This window comes from Lysobacter sp. Soil_C_59, assembly GCF_057656415.1.
Genome location: NZ_JBDGKK010000012.1, coordinates 96,176 through 110,013 on the forward strand (window position 1 = coordinate 96,176; position 13,838 = coordinate 110,013).

Below are 13,838 nucleotides of genomic sequence, written 5' to 3' on the forward strand. Positions count from 1 at the left end.
GACAACACCATGGCCGAGTTCGACCTGATTGCCCGCATCCAGTCGCGCGTCGCCCATCGCGACGACGTCATCCTCGGCATTGGCGACGATGCCGCCGTGCTGCAGGTCCCGGCCGGCATGCAACTCGTCGTTGCCACCGACACGCTCAATGCAGGCGTGCATTTCCCGCCGGAAACCACCCCAGCCGACATCGGCTGGAAGTCGCTCGCCGTCAATCTCTCCGACCTGGCGGCGATGGGCGCGGAGCCGGCGTGGTGCACGCTGTCGCTGTCGCTGCCGGACAACGATGAAACCTGGCTCGACGGTTTCCTCGATGGTTTCCTCGACCTGGCCTCGCAGCACCGCATCGCGCTTGTCGGCGGCGATACCACGCGCGGCCCGCTCTCGATCAGCGTGACCGTGCATGGCTTCATCGCGCCGGGACGCGCATTGCGCCGCGATGCTGCGCGAGTCGGTGACGACGTCTGGGTCAGCGGCACGCTCGGCGATGCCGCAGCAGCACTGGAGCAATGGCGTGCGGGGGAAGCAGGTGATGCACGACTGCGCACCCGGCTCGACCGCCCGGTGCCGCGTGTCGCGCTGGGCCGGGCACTGGTCGGCATGGCGCATGCCTGCATCGACCTGTCCGACGGACTGCTTGCCGATCTGGGCCACGTCTGCCGCGGCAGTGGCACCGGTTCCGACCTCGACCTGGATTCGCTGCCCGCCTCAGATGCACTGATGGCATTCGCCGACGGTGACGCACGCAGGTCGTTGCAGGTGGCCGGTGGCGACGACTACGAACTGTGCTTCACCGCGCCGTCCAACCGCCTCGAGGACGTCCAGCGCCTGGCCGACAGCGTCGGCGTGCAACTCAGCTGGGTCGGCCGCATCACCGCGAAGCAAGGCGTGCGCGCCTTCGACGCGGATGCACTGGAATGGCAACCGCCGCGCAAGGGCTACGAGCACTTCGGATAGCCCCCGTCGTCCCGGCGAACGCCGGGACCCAGGCCCTCACGCTCACAGATCCCCCGGTTCCCGTCCTTGCCCCGTCATCCCCGCGCAGGCGGGGACCCAGCGTCGTTGCGCCACCCAAACGCAAAACCAACGGATCCCGGCTTTCGCCGGGATGACGAGATAGGGCGGACTGCTCACGGGCCTGGTTCCCGGCGTTCGCCGGGATGACGATTACCCGTCAGGCAACAACTTCCCCGGATTCAGTATCCCGTCCGGATCGAACGCCGCCTTCACCGCCCGCATCATCGCCAGCGTCGGCGCATCGATCGCCTGCGGCATGAACTCACGCTTGGCCAGGCCGATGCCGTGCTCGCCCGACAAGGTGCCGCCCAGCGAAAGCGTCAGCGCGAACACCCGTCCCATCGCCGCGTGCGCGCGCTCGTTCTGCGATGCGTCGGCGGGATCGTAGAGCAGGTTGACGTGCAGGTTGCCGTTGCCGGCATGGCCGAAGCAGACGATCGGCAATGCAAACTCGCGCGACAGCGCCTGCACGCCATCGACCAGTTGCGGGATGCGCGACACCGGCACGACGACGTCCTCGTTGATCTTGCCCGGCGCAAGCGTGCGCAACGACGGCGATAGCGCCTTGCGCGCGGCCCACAGCTTCTCGCGCGCGGACTCGTCGGCGGCATCGTCGATCGCGATCAGCCCGTTGCCTTCTGCGGCGCGCATCAGGGCTTCGATGTCGTGCGGAAGCGTCTGCGCATCGCCATCGGCCTCGACCATCAGCAGCGCACCGGCCTCGTGAGGCAGGTCGGCGCCGCCGACATCGCGCGCCAGCCGCACCGCGTCGGCATCCATGAACTCGAGCATCGAAGGCGTCACCGGTTGCGCCATCAGTCGCGCAACGGCCTGCGCCGCGCTCGATACGTCGCGGTAGATCGCGCGCAATGCCCGCCGTGCCTTCGGCGCCGGCGTCAGGCGCAGGCTGGCCTCGACGATCAGCGCCAGGGTGCCTTCACTGCCGACCAGCAGGCGCTGCAGGTCGTAACCGGTCGCGCCCTTGGTGGTGGCGGTGCCGCAGTGGATCAGTTCGCCGGTGCCCGTCACCGCGGTCAATGCCAGCACGTTGTCGCGGCTGGCGCCGTACTTCACCGCGCGCGGACCGCCGGCATTGCAGGCCAGGTTGCCGCCGACGGTGCTGCATCCGGCGCTGGTGGGATCGGGTGGCCAGAACAGGCCATGCGGCTTCAACGCCGCCTGCAGGTCGCCGTTGAGGACACCGGGTTCGACCACCGCGCAGCGATCGCCGGGACGGATGTCGACGATGCGGTTCATGCGCTCGAACGAAACCACCACGCCGGCTGCGACCGGCACCGCTGCGCCGGTGGTGTTGGTGCCGCGTCCGCGTGCGACCACCGGCACGCGGTGGGCACGACAGGCGCGCACCAGCGCGACGACCTGCTCGCGTGTCGTCGGCAGCGCCACGGCATCGGGCAGCGATTGCCGCCGCGAGTTGTCGTAGGCGTACGCGAGGCGTTCGCTGGGATCGGTGCGCCAGCCATCGCCCAGCAGCGCCGTCATGTCGGCATCGAGGCTGGCAAGGCTCGTCGGGAGGGTGCTCATCGCTGCGAAGGATAACGCGGCTGCCTGGCCGGCACCGGTGGCGTTCAATGCTTCGGCTTGCCCCGGCCACCGGCCGCGATCAGTGCCAGCTCGGCCGGCAGTCGCTGCTGCAATTGCTTGAGCAGGTCACGTGCTGCAGCGCTGTTGTTGGGTTTGCCGTCCAGCCACAGCGCGCCGACTTCGGTGGCCAGGCTCTTGCGATCGTTCGTCGCCAGCAGCGCACGGGTGAGGATGATGAAACGCTCGCCACGGTAGCGCACGGTGTAGATGCCCAGCATCTGCGCGCGCATCTCGTAGTTGACACCCTCCAGGCGGATCAGGATCTGTCCCACCGCGTTCCATGTGTCGTTCATGCCTGCTGCGACGGTGAACTCGCCGCGTCCGGCATCCACGGCCCTGTCCGCCTCCGATTGCGTGGCGGGCGGCGGCTCCACCTTCGACGGCGTGGAGCTGCACCCTGCGACGATCAACACTGCGACGGCAACCGCCTTCCTCATCGCGACCCTCCCGGCCGCGCGTCATGCGCCGTTACCTGGCCGACGCCTTCGGTGCTGCCGCCGATGCGTCCGTCGGTACTTCCTTCCAGCTGCTGTCGGGGTCGAAGCGCGTCATCGCCTCGGCCAGCTTCTCGCTTTCGGGCCCCATGTCCTTCTCGAACACGTCGCCTTCGTGGCTGATCATGAAGCTCATCACCCCGGTGTCGGCGTACTTGGCCGGCCATGCGATCACGGCGAAGCCGCGACTCATCGCCTTGCCCAGCATGTAGTCGTATTCGCCGCCAGGCGCGGAAGGCCCCTGTGCGGTGAGGATCCGGTACTTGTATCCGTGCCACACGCCGTCGGGCGTGTCGTCACCGAACAGCGGTCCCAGCGGACTGTCGTCGACGCCGTCTTCCTCGGGCCAGTACAGGCCATCGTGCTCGCCGTCTGTGCTGAGGAACTTCTGCGCGTACGCGAGCACGCCGTCGCCGTCGCGGTCGACCGAGGCATAGTCCATCTGCGCGTCGTGGTAGGCGAGGACGGCCTGGACCGCATCGAGTTCGTTGCGGCCGATCCGGCGTGCACGGATTTCCGGTTCGCCTGCCTTGACGTTGAATGCCCAGCCCCCCGGCTTCTTCTCGATCGGCACCGGCAGGGTCCAGGTGTCCTTGCCGACGGCAAGGATGGCGCGGTTCGCCGCTGGCGTCTGGAACGAATGCTTCTCGCGGTAGCGCGCGAGGAAGGCATCGACGTCGCTGCGGTCGACGCTGCCGGTGGGCACGAATGTTTGCCAGTCGGGCCCGAGGACGGCGCCCAGGCGCGCCTCGTCGGCCTTGGTCGTGCCGAGCGCGGCCACCAGCGCCTCCGCGGCGGCTTCCTTGGTCGGGAACGCTTCCTGCGCGCTCGCCAGCGGAGCGAACAGGGCCAGGCAGGTCATCGCGAATGTCATCGCGACAAAGCGGACGGCGGTGATCATCTTCGTCTCCTCTCAACGACGCCGTGCACCGCCACCCGAGCGCGCCGGGCGCGACATCTGCCGGCCACCGCCGCGTGCGCTGGATGGCCGCTGGGATGCGGAATAACTGCCGTGGCCGCGATTGGACGATGCGCGCGCCTGGCCCGGATTGCTGGCGCCGGAAAACGCGTTGTTCTGGCCACCGCGGTTGCCCTGGTACTGCTGGCGCGTGCCCTGGCGGGCCTGCGCATTGCGCTGCGTACTGCCTTGCGTGGCGCGGTTCTGCGCGCCCTGGCGCGACGCGGCATCGCGCGTGCCTGCCTGTTGCCGGTCCATCTGCCGCGAGGCCTGGCCGGCGCGATCGCGCGCCTCGCGGTTGCTCGCGGCGGGTGTGTCGAAACCGCGCTGCGACATCGACTGGCGCGCGCGTTCGCGATCGGCGGAGCGTGCCGGATCGTGGCCACGGAAGTTGTCGCGCTGCGCGGCGCCATCCTTCTGCCGGCCGAACTGCTCGCGGCTGCTGCGGTCGCGGTAGGGCACGCCGTCGCGGTTGGCCGAGTTGTGGCGCCACGTGTTGTCGCCGCGGTTGATCTGGCGGTTGCTGTTGATGTTGTTGTAGCGGTTGACGTCGATGTCGATGTCGCCGTGGCCCCAGTTGAAGTTACCCCACAACGAAGCGGTGATCGCCACGCCGGTGCCGAACGCCAACCCCGCCCACAGCGCGCTGCCGGGGTAGTAGTAAGGCGAAGGCGGGTAGTAGTACGGCGGGTAGGACGGATACGGCCAGGGGCCGTAGACCGTGGTCGAGTTGTAGGCCGGCACGTACACCACCTGCGGGTCGGCCGGTTCGATGATGATCGTCGACGAGGCCGGCGCGGCTGTGGTCGTCGTGGCCGCTGCCGGTTCGGTGCTGACCTTGAGTTGTTCGTTCGACTTCAGGTTGCCGGCGGACTGCGCCTGCCGGCGCAGTCGCTGCACCGAGTCCATGACTTCATCGGGCTGGGCCAGGAATGCATCACCCATGCGCTGCACCCAGGCCGGATCCTTGCCCAGTGTGTCCAGCACCTGCGGGAACGCCACCAGCGATTGCACGCTCGGGTCCCAGGACTGGCTGCCGACCTGGCGGACGGCGTCGTCGCCCTTGGCGTCGGGATGGGCCTTGGACCACTTGACCGCATCGGCGACGTCGCCGGGGTAGGTGGATGCCATCAGTACCTGGGCGAGCAGCGAGTCCGGGTACAGCGCCAGCGGCGCCATCATCTGGTCGAGCTGTTCGGCGCTGAAGGCATCGGAGGATGCAGTGGAGGCAACCTGTAGTGCGGTTGGCGCAACGGCCTGGGGGGTGGCGCCGGCGGCGGCCACGAACAGCAGCAAGGCCAGTGGAACGTGACGTGCGGAAATGCGCATTGGTGTACTCCAATCGCAAGACGTCCGGGTTCGCCGCCGGCCATGGTGGCCGGTGTGGGCGGGCTTCGGTCGCCATCATAGGCTTCGCGCAGGCGGCGACGTTCACATCGCCAACACGAGGGGAAGCCGGCCTAGAGCAGCAGCGCCCAGACCATCACGCCGCTGGCGGTTCCCGCCATGGCTGCCACCAGGCCGCGCTGGAACCACCGGGAGACAGGCGTGGCCTCCGCGGTCATGACGGTGTCGTCAGGCGCCAGGCCGACGAGTGACACCAGGTAGAGCAGTGACACGACGATCGGACAGATCAGCGGATTGCTCAGCCAGAAGTTGATCGGCCAGTGGCACAGCGCGGTGGCGGCCGTCAGCGCCACCCACAGCCAGCCGTGCCCGGACACAAGCAGGGGCTTGTGCGATCGCGCGATCGCAAATGCGATCCATGCCAGGCACACGGTGGTCGCCAGGTACCGGGCCAGATCGATCGAAGTCCAGGAAACCACCGCGGAAATCGCCTGAAGACGCTAAAGCCGGAAGTCTGCGGTCGGGGATGTCGGAGGCCGGTCGGAATCGCCAACTTCAAGTCCTGGCCGCAGGTCCCATCTCCAATCCCCATTCAGGCTTAACAATCGCGTGCGAGGCAATCGCATGCGATGAACGAAGTCTGAATCACGCTCATCTCGCCGGTTGACGCCCCCGGGGCATCTCCCTACAGTGCGCTCCATCGCATGCGATGCAATCGAATGCGAGACGAAATGAGCCCAGGGACTGAGGCACTTCCCAAGGCAGTTGGACGACATTCCTTCTTTATACGGCGCATGTGATCTGGACGCATGCAGTTGATATCCCCCTCATCCAGAACGAGAGCAATCACCATGAGCAAGATCGACAAGGTCCTCTTCACCGGCAAGACCCACACCACCGTCAACGCCCCGGCGGCCGGTGCCGACCACGGCAGCGTCAACCTGGCCCTGACGTCTCCGGGCCACTCCGGCTTCGAGTTCCCCGACGTGGCTCCGCACCCGACCGCCGAGCAGCTGTTCGCCGGCGCGTGGTCGTCCTGCTACATCACCGCGATCGGCCTGGTGGCCGCGCAGAAGCGCGTGAAGCTGCCTGAGGACCTGTCGGTCGACATCGAGATCGTGCTCGGACAGACCGGCGCTGCCTGGCTGCTGGGCGCCCGCTTCGATGTCCGCATCCCCGGCCTGGCGCAGGACGTCGCCGAGAAGCTTGCGCACACGGCACACGAGATCTGCCCGTACTCGAAGGCCGTCCACGGCAACATCGAAGTCGCCGTGAACGTCATCACGTCGTGACCCACCGTCCGGCCGGCCGACCCGCATTGGGTCGGCCGTGCCCGGCATCCCTTAGGGCTCGAAACAAACGCCGAGGCAACCGCCATGAGCAACGACAACCGCTATAACCCCATCAGCTGCGAGTTCCATGACCGGCTCGAGGACCTCGCGACCCTGCGCAAGTCCGTGCATATCCGCTTTCGCGACGAGAGCGGCGCCGATCAGCAATGCGATGCCGTGATCACGGATGTCTTTGCCCGAAATGGCGAGGAATTCCTGTTGATCGGCAGCGGCGAGCTGCTGCGCCTGGACCGGCTGGTCGAGGTGGACGGCGCACGCCTTGCCGACTACGACGGGTCGTCGTGCCAGCTTTGATGACTGCTCGTAATGAGTTCAGCCCTCGGGCACCCAGGCGAAGCTGTCGCCCTGGGCCGTGAAGTGCCCCAGCCCCGGGAAGGGGAAATGCACCGAATAGATCCGCAGGTTGCCGGCGGCGGCGCGTTGCAGCAGCGTACGCCGGCTGGCCTGGGCCGTTGGCGCGTCCTGGTCGTACTGCACCGTCCATTCCGGTCGCTGTACCGAGATCACATGGTGATGCGCGGCATCACCGACATAGAGCAGGCGCTCGTTGCCTGACTGGATCTCGTAGGCGCTGTGCCCGGGCGTGTGGCCGGTGACTTCAACGGCGGTGACCACGCCCGGCACGACTGCGGCACCGGGCACGAAGGCGACGACCTTCGGCGTCATCGCCGCCACCAGCGCGGCAGCATCCTTGTCCTTCTTCAGTGATTCCCACTCGGGAGCCGAGAGGTGGATGGCAGCGTTGGGAAAGGCCAGCTTGCCGTCACGCGCCAGCAGGCCACCGGTATGGTCCTGGTGCTGGTGGGACAGAAAAATGTCGGTGACCTGCGACGGCTCGACGCCCGCGGCGCGCAGTGAGGCCGGCAGGCGTCCTGCGCGCGCCCAGGACACACCGCCGGCGCCGGTGTCGAACAGCATGATCCGCGCATCTCTGCGAACCAGCAGCGGCTGGATGCTCAGGTGCAGGGTGTCGGTCGGCACGCCCGCCGCGGTCAGCAGCGCTGCGACGTCGGCACTGGGCTGGCCGATGGCGAACGTCTTGCCGTCGTTGGCGACGTCGATGTCGCCGTCCTTCAGCGCGACCGCGTCGAGCGCGCCGATCCTGAAGCGGAAGGCATCCGGATTCGCCTCGGGCTGGACTGCCACCGATGGAGTGGCAGCTTCAGGTGCGGTGGCAACGGCGGTGTCGGTAGTGGCCGGCTGCGGACTGGAGCACCCGGCGAGCAGCAATGCGGACGCAAGAGCGGCGGAGAGGGTGCCAATCTGGATGCGGATCATGCGGATGCCTCTGAGTGTGCAGGGGAGGGCTGGCGGCGATGCGTGGAGCCTATGCGGGTCGGCGCGGGCCGACAACATGCCCGCTCGCACCACCAGTCATTCCAGTCCTCGTTTGGCGTTCAGTCCCCGCGGGACGCGCTGCCGCACTTCGGTCGTTCATGTTGGTGCCCGCGTCCGCTCGCCGCGGCAAATCGGATAGCATCGGCCGCTGGACCGGGGCAGCCGCCGCCGGTCATGGCATGTTTCGCCGGCCATCGCGGAATTGGCACCAGGGGGCAAATGGACGTTTCCGATACCCGGGACAGCTTGGGACGATGGCGGGTGCCCGCCATCGCCGCGGGCATTCTTGTGATCGTGGTCGTCCCGTTCCTGTTCCTGCAGAACCTGTCGCAGGACAACCTGGACGCGGCCGATGCCGTGGCGCACACGCACGAAGTGGAATCGGCCGTCACCGGCCTCGCGCTCAACGTGCGCGAGGTCGAATCGGCGTCGATGGTGGTGGTGCTCGGCGCCGACCTGCCGCTGACCCGGCAACGCATCGCCCAAGGCCGCGCGCAGATCCCCGGCCAACTGAGCAGGCTGGCGGCACTGACTGCCGACAACCCGCGCCAGCAGTTGCTCATCGGCCGCCTGAGCGAGTTGATCGAACGCCGCCTGGAAGTGGTCGATCAGTTGCTCAGGACCGGCGCCGCCGACGCCGGGCCGGTGGTCACCCCGCTGGTTACCCGCTTTCCCATCCGCAACGTCATTCGCGAGTTGCTGGCCAACGAGCAGGTGCTGCTCGACGAACGCATCAGGAGCGCCGAGCGCCAGCGTGCCTGGACGCGCTGGCTGGGCTGGGGCTCGATGCTGGTGCAGGTGCTGCTGCTGGCACTGGTGACGTGGTTGCTGGGGCGACAGATTGCCAAGCGGATCAGCGCCGAGCGGCAGTCGCGCCTGGCCAGTGCGCGCGCCCTGGCGGTATTGCAGACGGTTCGCGAACCCATTGCGTTGATCGACGCGGACCAGCGTGTGGTCATGCACAACGCCGCCTTCGAACAGCTCTATGGCACGACAGGTGATGGCGAGGAGCTGTCGGTCAATGCCGCTTGGACCGATCCCATCCTGCAGCAGCGCCTGGGCGATGTGCTTGCGCGTGGGCGCGAGCTGTGGGATTTCGAGCAGGTGCAGACCACGACCGACGGTGTCGTGCGCACCGTGCTGATCAACGCCAGCCGGATGGCCCTGCCTGACCGCGACGACGAGGTCGCTCTGCTGACCGTCAGCGACGTATCCGCGCAGAAGGCAACGCAGCGCAAGATCAACCAGCTCAACCGTCAGCTCGAAGGCAAGGTCGACCAGGTTTCGGAGGTCAACCGCGAGCTGGAGGCATTCAGCTACTCGGTGTCGCATGACCTGCGCGCACCGCTGCGCCACGTGGCGGGCTTCTCCGACAAGCTCGCCCGCCACCTGGGCGAGGACGCCGACGAGAAGAGCCTGCATTACCTGGGCATCATCGGCAATTCCGCCAAGCGCATGTCGCAGCTGATCGATGACCTGCTGGTGTATTCGCGCCTGGGTCGCAGCGCGTTGCGCCTGCAGCCGGTCGACATGCAGTCCACGGTCGCCGAGACGCGGGCGATGCTCGATGCGAACCTGGCCGCGGACGGCAGTTCGCAGCAGGTCTCCTGGCAGATCCAGCCGTTGCCGGTCGTGCTCGCCGACGAGAACATGATGCGTCAGGTCTGGCTCAACCTGCTGGGCAACGCGGTCAAGTACAGCGGCCACCGCGAACGCAGCCAGATCGAGGTGTCGCATCGGCGCCTGGAGGATGGCAGCCACGAGTTCAGCGTGCGCGACAACGGCGCCGGCTTCGACATGACCTATGCCGGCAAGCTGTTCGGCGTATTCCAGCGCCTGCACAAATCCAGCGAGTTCCCCGGCACGGGCATCGGCCTGGCCAGCGTCAAGCGCGTGCTGGCACGCCACGGCGGCAGCATCAGCGCCGAATCCGAGCCCGACCAGGGCGCCACTTTCCGATTCACCCTGCCGGCCGCGCTCGATGCGTTGCCGTCCACCACCGGGCCCATGCAATGACCGAATTCCGCACCATCCTTCTCGCAGAAGACAGCCACGCCGATGCCGAAATGGCCATCGACGCGCTGCGCGATGCCAAGCTCGTCAACCCCATCGTGCACGTCGAGGATGGCGTCGAAGCGATGGACTACCTGCAACGGCGGGGTCGCTTTGCCGACCGGGCCGAAGGCCATCCGGCGGTGCTGCTGCTGGACATCAAGATGCCGCGCATGGATGGACTGGAAGTGCTGCAGCAGATCCGCGGCGATGAAAAGCTCAGGAACCTGCCGGTGGTGATCCTGTCGTCCTCGCGCGAGGAAAGCGACCTGGCGGCCGGCTGGAACCTGGGCGTCAACGCCTACGTGGTCAAGCCCGTCGACGGCGACCAGTTCTTCCAGGCGGTGAAGGTGCTTGGCAAGTTCTGGGCGGTGATCAACGAACCGCCGGCGATGGACTGACATGGGATCGGTTGCCGACCCGAACGCCGATGCATTGCGCATCGTCCTGGTGGAGGACGATGCCGACGATGCCGAACTGGTGTCGCTGCAATTGACCGACGGCGGCATCCGCGCACGCTTCGTGCATGTGCAATCAGCGCCGGAACTGCGAGCCGCGATGCAGTCCGGCGCAGACCTGGTCCTGTCCGACATGTCGATGCCGGCCTTCAGCGGATTCGACGCCCTGGCCATCGTGCGCGAGTTCGACGCGACGATCCCGTTCGTGCTCGTGCCGGGAGCGTTCGAGGAAGACGTGGCCGCGCTCGCCGCCGCATCGCGCGTGCACGCCTATCTGTTGAAAGAGGATGTGCCTGGCCTGCTGCACGCAGTCCGGCAGGCGCGATCGGCATCGCCATCGCACCGTGAAACTGTCGCCGCGTGCGAGCGGCCGGCCCTGGAAAACTAGCGGGCTTTCAGCAGTCGTCTGCGCGAAACGCGTCGCGCAGCCAGTTGAATGTCGGTGCGTGCGGGTCGCCCTCGGCCTCGATCACGTCGAAGCGACAGGCGCCATCGGCAAAGCGCCGGTTCCGGACCAGGAAGGCCATCGCCGCGCGAACGAGCTTGCGGCGCTTGTGCACGTCGACCGAGTCGGCGCCGCCGCCGAAGCGCGAACTGCGCCTGAACCGGACTTCGACGAAGACCAGCGTGCTGCCATCAAGCATCACCAGATCGAGTTCGCCAACGCGGTAGTTGGCGTTCGCGGCTACGTCGCGCAGCCCGGCATCGATGAGGTACTGGCGCGCGGCGGCTTCCACCGCCGCGCCACGGCTGCGCTGATCAGCGCTGGGCCGCATCAGCGTCGGTCAGCGCTGGGATGCGCTCGTCAGCGGCACGGCGACGCCGGCGCTGAACGTCGACCAGGCCGGCGTGCGCAGGACGTTGCCGAAGCCATCCAGGCGCAGGGTGCCGGTGGCGCCGTCGATCTTGCCGTCGGCACTGGTCGCCAGTCGCTGCAGGTAGGCGGTGATCTGCCATGCGTCGAAGCCGAAGGCGAACAGTCGTGCCGCCGGGCCCTTGGCGCTGTTCAATTGCGCGCCGACGTTGCTCGCAGGCGGCAGGCCCGCGACACCGCGCGTGGACCACATGTCGCTCGGGAAGGCGATGCCATCGAGGATGCGATCCTCTTCCGGCTTGCCGGTGCCCGACAACACCTGCGAGGTGGCGACGCGCGGCTTGCCCGCGAGACCTGCGAGGGCGAGCTTCGGCATCAGCGTGCGCGCATTGCTGCCCTTGATCGCCAGGAACACGGCATCGACGCCGCCGGCCTTCTGCGCATACGGGCCCAGGTCGGCGATGCCTTCGCTGACCACGTCGGTGACTTCGCCGCCGCGTTCGGCCAGGCGATCGCGCAAGCTGGTGACGGCGCGCTGCTGCGTGTCGTCGCTGCTGGCGATCACCAGCACGCGGTGCGCGCCTCGGCTCAACAGGTATTCGGCGGCGGCGATGCCTTCGTCTTCCGGCGAGAGCGAGAAGCTGGCATTGCCGCCGGGTGGGGAGGCATCACCGCGGTTGAGCGCGAGCACCGGCACCGGCAGCGATGCCTTGCCGAACAGCGCGTTGACCTCGTCGCGGCCGAGCGGGCCGATCACGAAGTCATTGCCTTCCGCGGCGGCCTGGTCGTAGGCGGCCAGTGCGCCGCCGGTGGTGCCGGCGGTGTCGTAGAAGCTGATGTCGGGGCGGCGGCGGGTTTCGCCGTAGTAGCCGGCGAGGAGTCCGTCGCGCACCGGCGTGGCCGGGACGGCGAGGGTGCCCGACATCGGCAGCAGCACCGCCAGTTTCACCGGCGGGCGGTAGCCATCGCTGTCGGCCGGCGGGCGGTTGGCGGCGTCGAAGTGCCACGCACTGCGGTCGAACGGGCGCGGCAGCGGCAGGCCGCGGCGCATCAGCGCCTGCCCGACGTAGTTGTAGAGCGGGTCGCCGGCGGCCAGGGCCGCGGCTTCGCGGGTGAGGGTGGCGTTGTCGAGCTGGGCCAGCAGGCGCTCGATCTGGCGATCGTTGGCGCTGCGGGCCGGTCCCACCAGGGCGGCGCCGCTACGGGCCAGTTCGCCGGCCTGCATGATCGTGGCGTTGCGGCTGGCCTGCGAGGTCGTGCCGGTATGGCTCACCGTGGCGCAACCGGCGAGCAGGGCAGTGCTCATTGCCGCGGCGAAGATCCATTTCATCGCCCATCGATTCGAAGCTAGGCTCATCGGCATGCATTCGCCGCGACGCGGCGTTCCTGAGGGACCGGTTAGGATTCTACCCGGCCCCACCGCAGACGCACGATGCCTACGTCCCAAGCAGCAAATCTCCCACCTCCGGGAATCCTCCATGTCGTGGCTACGCCGATCGGCAACCTTGGCGATCTGTCGGCGCGCGCGCTGGAGACCCTGAAGACGGTGAGCGCGATCTGTGCGGAGGACACCCGCCACACCCGCCAGTTGCTCTCGCACTTCGGCCTGGACCGGCCGTTGCTGGCCTTGCACCAGCACAACGAGGACGCGCAGGCGGCGCAGCTGGTGGCGCGGCTGCGTACCGGTGAATCCCTGGCGCTGGTGTCGGATGCAGGGACGCCGCTGGTGAGCGATCCGGGTTTCCGCCTGGTCCGTGCCGCGCGCGCGGCCGGAATCCGTGTCTCGCCCGTGCCCGGCGCCTGCGCGGCAATCGCCGCGCTCAGCGTCGCCGGCGTGCCCAGCGATCGCTTCGTGTTCGAGGGATTCCTACCGGCGAAGGCATCGGCGCGGCGCGAGCGACTGTCGCGCCTGGTCGGGGAACCGCGCACGCTCATCTTCTATGAGTCGGCGCACCGCATCGAGGAGTCGCTCGAGGACCTGGCGGCGGCGTTCGGCAATGAGCGCGTGGCAGTGGTGGGTCGCGAACTGACCAAGCTGTTCGAAACCGTCCTCGACGGAAACCTGGGCGAGTTGAAGGCGCGCGTGGCAGCCGACCCCAACCAGCGCAAGGGTGAGTTCGTCGTAATAGTGGAAGGTGCCGGCGACGACGCCGACGCCAGCATCGCCGAGGGCCGGCGCCTGTACGCCAAGCTCAGCGAACACCTCAAGCCCTCGCAGGCCGCCAAACTGGCCGCCGAACTGAGCGGCGCCCCGCGCAAGGCCCTGTACAACTCCGACGAAGCCTGACGTCTGTTCGGCGTAAGGCATCGGTCTTCGGAAGGGCGCCGTCCGCCGGGCCGGGGATTGCTCCGCCCCTTAGTCGGACATCCTGTCCGATGCGGGGCGCGGGACATCCATGTCCC

The 13,838-nt window shown here is 68.0% G+C and carries 14 protein-coding genes and 1 pseudogene; 7 read left to right on the forward strand and 8 right to left on the reverse strand.

Translation table 11 applies throughout. From position 1 onward, the window contains the following. The first annotated feature begins 9 nt into the window (after positions 1-9). Positions 10-957 (forward strand): thiamine-phosphate kinase, encoded by a 948-nt coding sequence (gene thiL / locus AC3A3Q_RS17490; RefSeq protein ID WP_487587436.1) that lies wholly within the window; start codon positions 10-12, stop codon positions 955-957. 210 nt (positions 958-1,167) lie between these two features. Here thiL and AC3A3Q_RS17495 read toward each other — a convergent pair whose 3' ends face one another. The 5 genes from AC3A3Q_RS17495 to AC3A3Q_RS17515 all read right to left on the reverse strand — a co-directional run bounded on the left by AC3A3Q_RS17495 (position 1,168) and on the right by AC3A3Q_RS17515 (position 5,900). Further along, a complete protein-coding gene (locus tag AC3A3Q_RS17495; protein ID WP_487587437.1) occupies positions 1,168-2,562 on the reverse strand; it encodes an FAD-binding oxidoreductase in 1,395 nt (464 codons plus the stop codon). Between the two features lie 44 nt (positions 2,563-2,606). Continuing rightward, complete coding sequence (locus AC3A3Q_RS17500; RefSeq protein ID WP_487587438.1) at positions 2,607-3,059, reverse strand: hypothetical protein; 453 nt, start codon at positions 3,057-3,059, stop codon at positions 2,607-2,609. A 31-nt stretch (positions 3,060-3,090) separates the two neighbouring features. Continuing rightward, on the reverse strand, positions 3,091-4,017 hold the full coding sequence (locus AC3A3Q_RS17505) for a DUF2950 domain-containing protein (RefSeq protein ID WP_487587439.1): 927 nt from the start codon (positions 4,015-4,017) through the stop codon (positions 3,091-3,093). Positions 4,018-4,029: 12 nt separating this feature from the next. Beyond that, complete coding sequence (locus AC3A3Q_RS17510) at positions 4,030-5,403, reverse strand: DUF3300 domain-containing protein (protein WP_487587440.1); 1,374 nt, start codon at positions 5,401-5,403, stop codon at positions 4,030-4,032. A 131-nt stretch (positions 5,404-5,534) separates the two neighbouring features. After that, complete coding sequence (locus AC3A3Q_RS17515) at positions 5,535-5,900, reverse strand: hypothetical protein (RefSeq protein ID WP_487587441.1); 366 nt, start codon at positions 5,898-5,900, stop codon at positions 5,535-5,537. 372 nt (positions 5,901-6,272) lie between these two features. On the opposite strand from AC3A3Q_RS17515, the gene AC3A3Q_RS17520 reads away from it, so the two are divergent. Together AC3A3Q_RS17520 and AC3A3Q_RS17525 are read left to right on the forward strand one after the other, a co-directional pair. Further along, positions 6,273-6,713 (forward strand): Ohr family peroxiredoxin, encoded by a 441-nt coding sequence (locus AC3A3Q_RS17520; RefSeq protein WP_487587442.1) that lies wholly within the window; start codon positions 6,273-6,275, stop codon positions 6,711-6,713. Positions 6,714-6,797: 84 nt separating this feature from the next. Continuing rightward, positions 6,798-7,067 carry a hypothetical protein gene (locus AC3A3Q_RS17525; protein WP_487587443.1) on the forward strand — a complete coding sequence of 90 codons (270 nt, stop codon included), beginning with the start codon at positions 6,798-6,800 and terminating at the stop codon, positions 7,065-7,067. An 18-nt stretch (positions 7,068-7,085) separates the two neighbouring features. On the opposite strand, the gene AC3A3Q_RS17530 is transcribed toward AC3A3Q_RS17525, so the two are convergent. Beyond that, positions 7,086-8,051, reverse strand: a complete 966-nt coding sequence (locus tag AC3A3Q_RS17530; RefSeq protein ID WP_487587444.1) for an MBL fold metallo-hydrolase — start codon at positions 8,049-8,051, stop codon at positions 7,086-7,088. 279 nt (positions 8,052-8,330) lie between these two features. Between AC3A3Q_RS17530 and AC3A3Q_RS17535 the strand changes: the two genes are divergently transcribed. Genes AC3A3Q_RS17535 through AC3A3Q_RS17545 form a run of 3 tightly spaced genes read left to right on the forward strand, consistent with a single transcriptional unit; the run spans position 8,331 to position 11,009 of the window. Continuing rightward, the gene (locus AC3A3Q_RS17535) at positions 8,331-10,127 is read left to right on the forward strand and encodes a sensor histidine kinase (protein WP_487587445.1); all 1,797 of its coding nucleotides are present in this window, start codon (positions 8,331-8,333) and stop codon (positions 10,125-10,127) included. Next, positions 10,124-10,564 (forward strand): response regulator, encoded by a 441-nt coding sequence (locus tag AC3A3Q_RS17540; RefSeq protein ID WP_487587446.1) that lies wholly within the window; start codon positions 10,124-10,126, stop codon positions 10,562-10,564. The genes AC3A3Q_RS17535 and AC3A3Q_RS17540 overlap by 4 nt, the downstream gene beginning before the upstream one ends. A gap of 1 nt (position 10,565) precedes the next feature. Further along, positions 10,566-11,009: a response regulator gene (locus AC3A3Q_RS17545; protein WP_487587447.1), complete on the forward strand. Its 444-nt coding sequence runs from the start codon at positions 10,566-10,568 to the stop codon at positions 11,007-11,009. A gap of 7 nt (positions 11,010-11,016) precedes the next feature. Here AC3A3Q_RS17545 and AC3A3Q_RS17550 read toward each other — a convergent pair whose 3' ends face one another. After that, positions 11,017-11,397, reverse strand: a complete 381-nt coding sequence (locus AC3A3Q_RS17550) for a YraN family protein (protein ID WP_487587448.1) — start codon at positions 11,395-11,397, stop codon at positions 11,017-11,019. A gap of 9 nt (positions 11,398-11,406) precedes the next feature. After that, positions 11,407-12,654: pseudogene (locus AC3A3Q_RS17555) on the reverse strand (penicillin-binding protein activator); the annotation flags it as partial. A 213-nt stretch (positions 12,655-12,867) separates the two neighbouring features. On the opposite strand from AC3A3Q_RS17555, the gene rsmI reads away from it, so the two are divergent. Beyond that, the gene (rsmI, locus tag AC3A3Q_RS17560) at positions 12,868-13,722 is read left to right on the forward strand and encodes a 16S rRNA (cytidine(1402)-2'-O)-methyltransferase (RefSeq protein WP_487587449.1); all 855 of its coding nucleotides are present in this window, start codon (positions 12,868-12,870) and stop codon (positions 13,720-13,722) included. Positions 13,723-13,838: the final 116 nt, after the last annotated feature.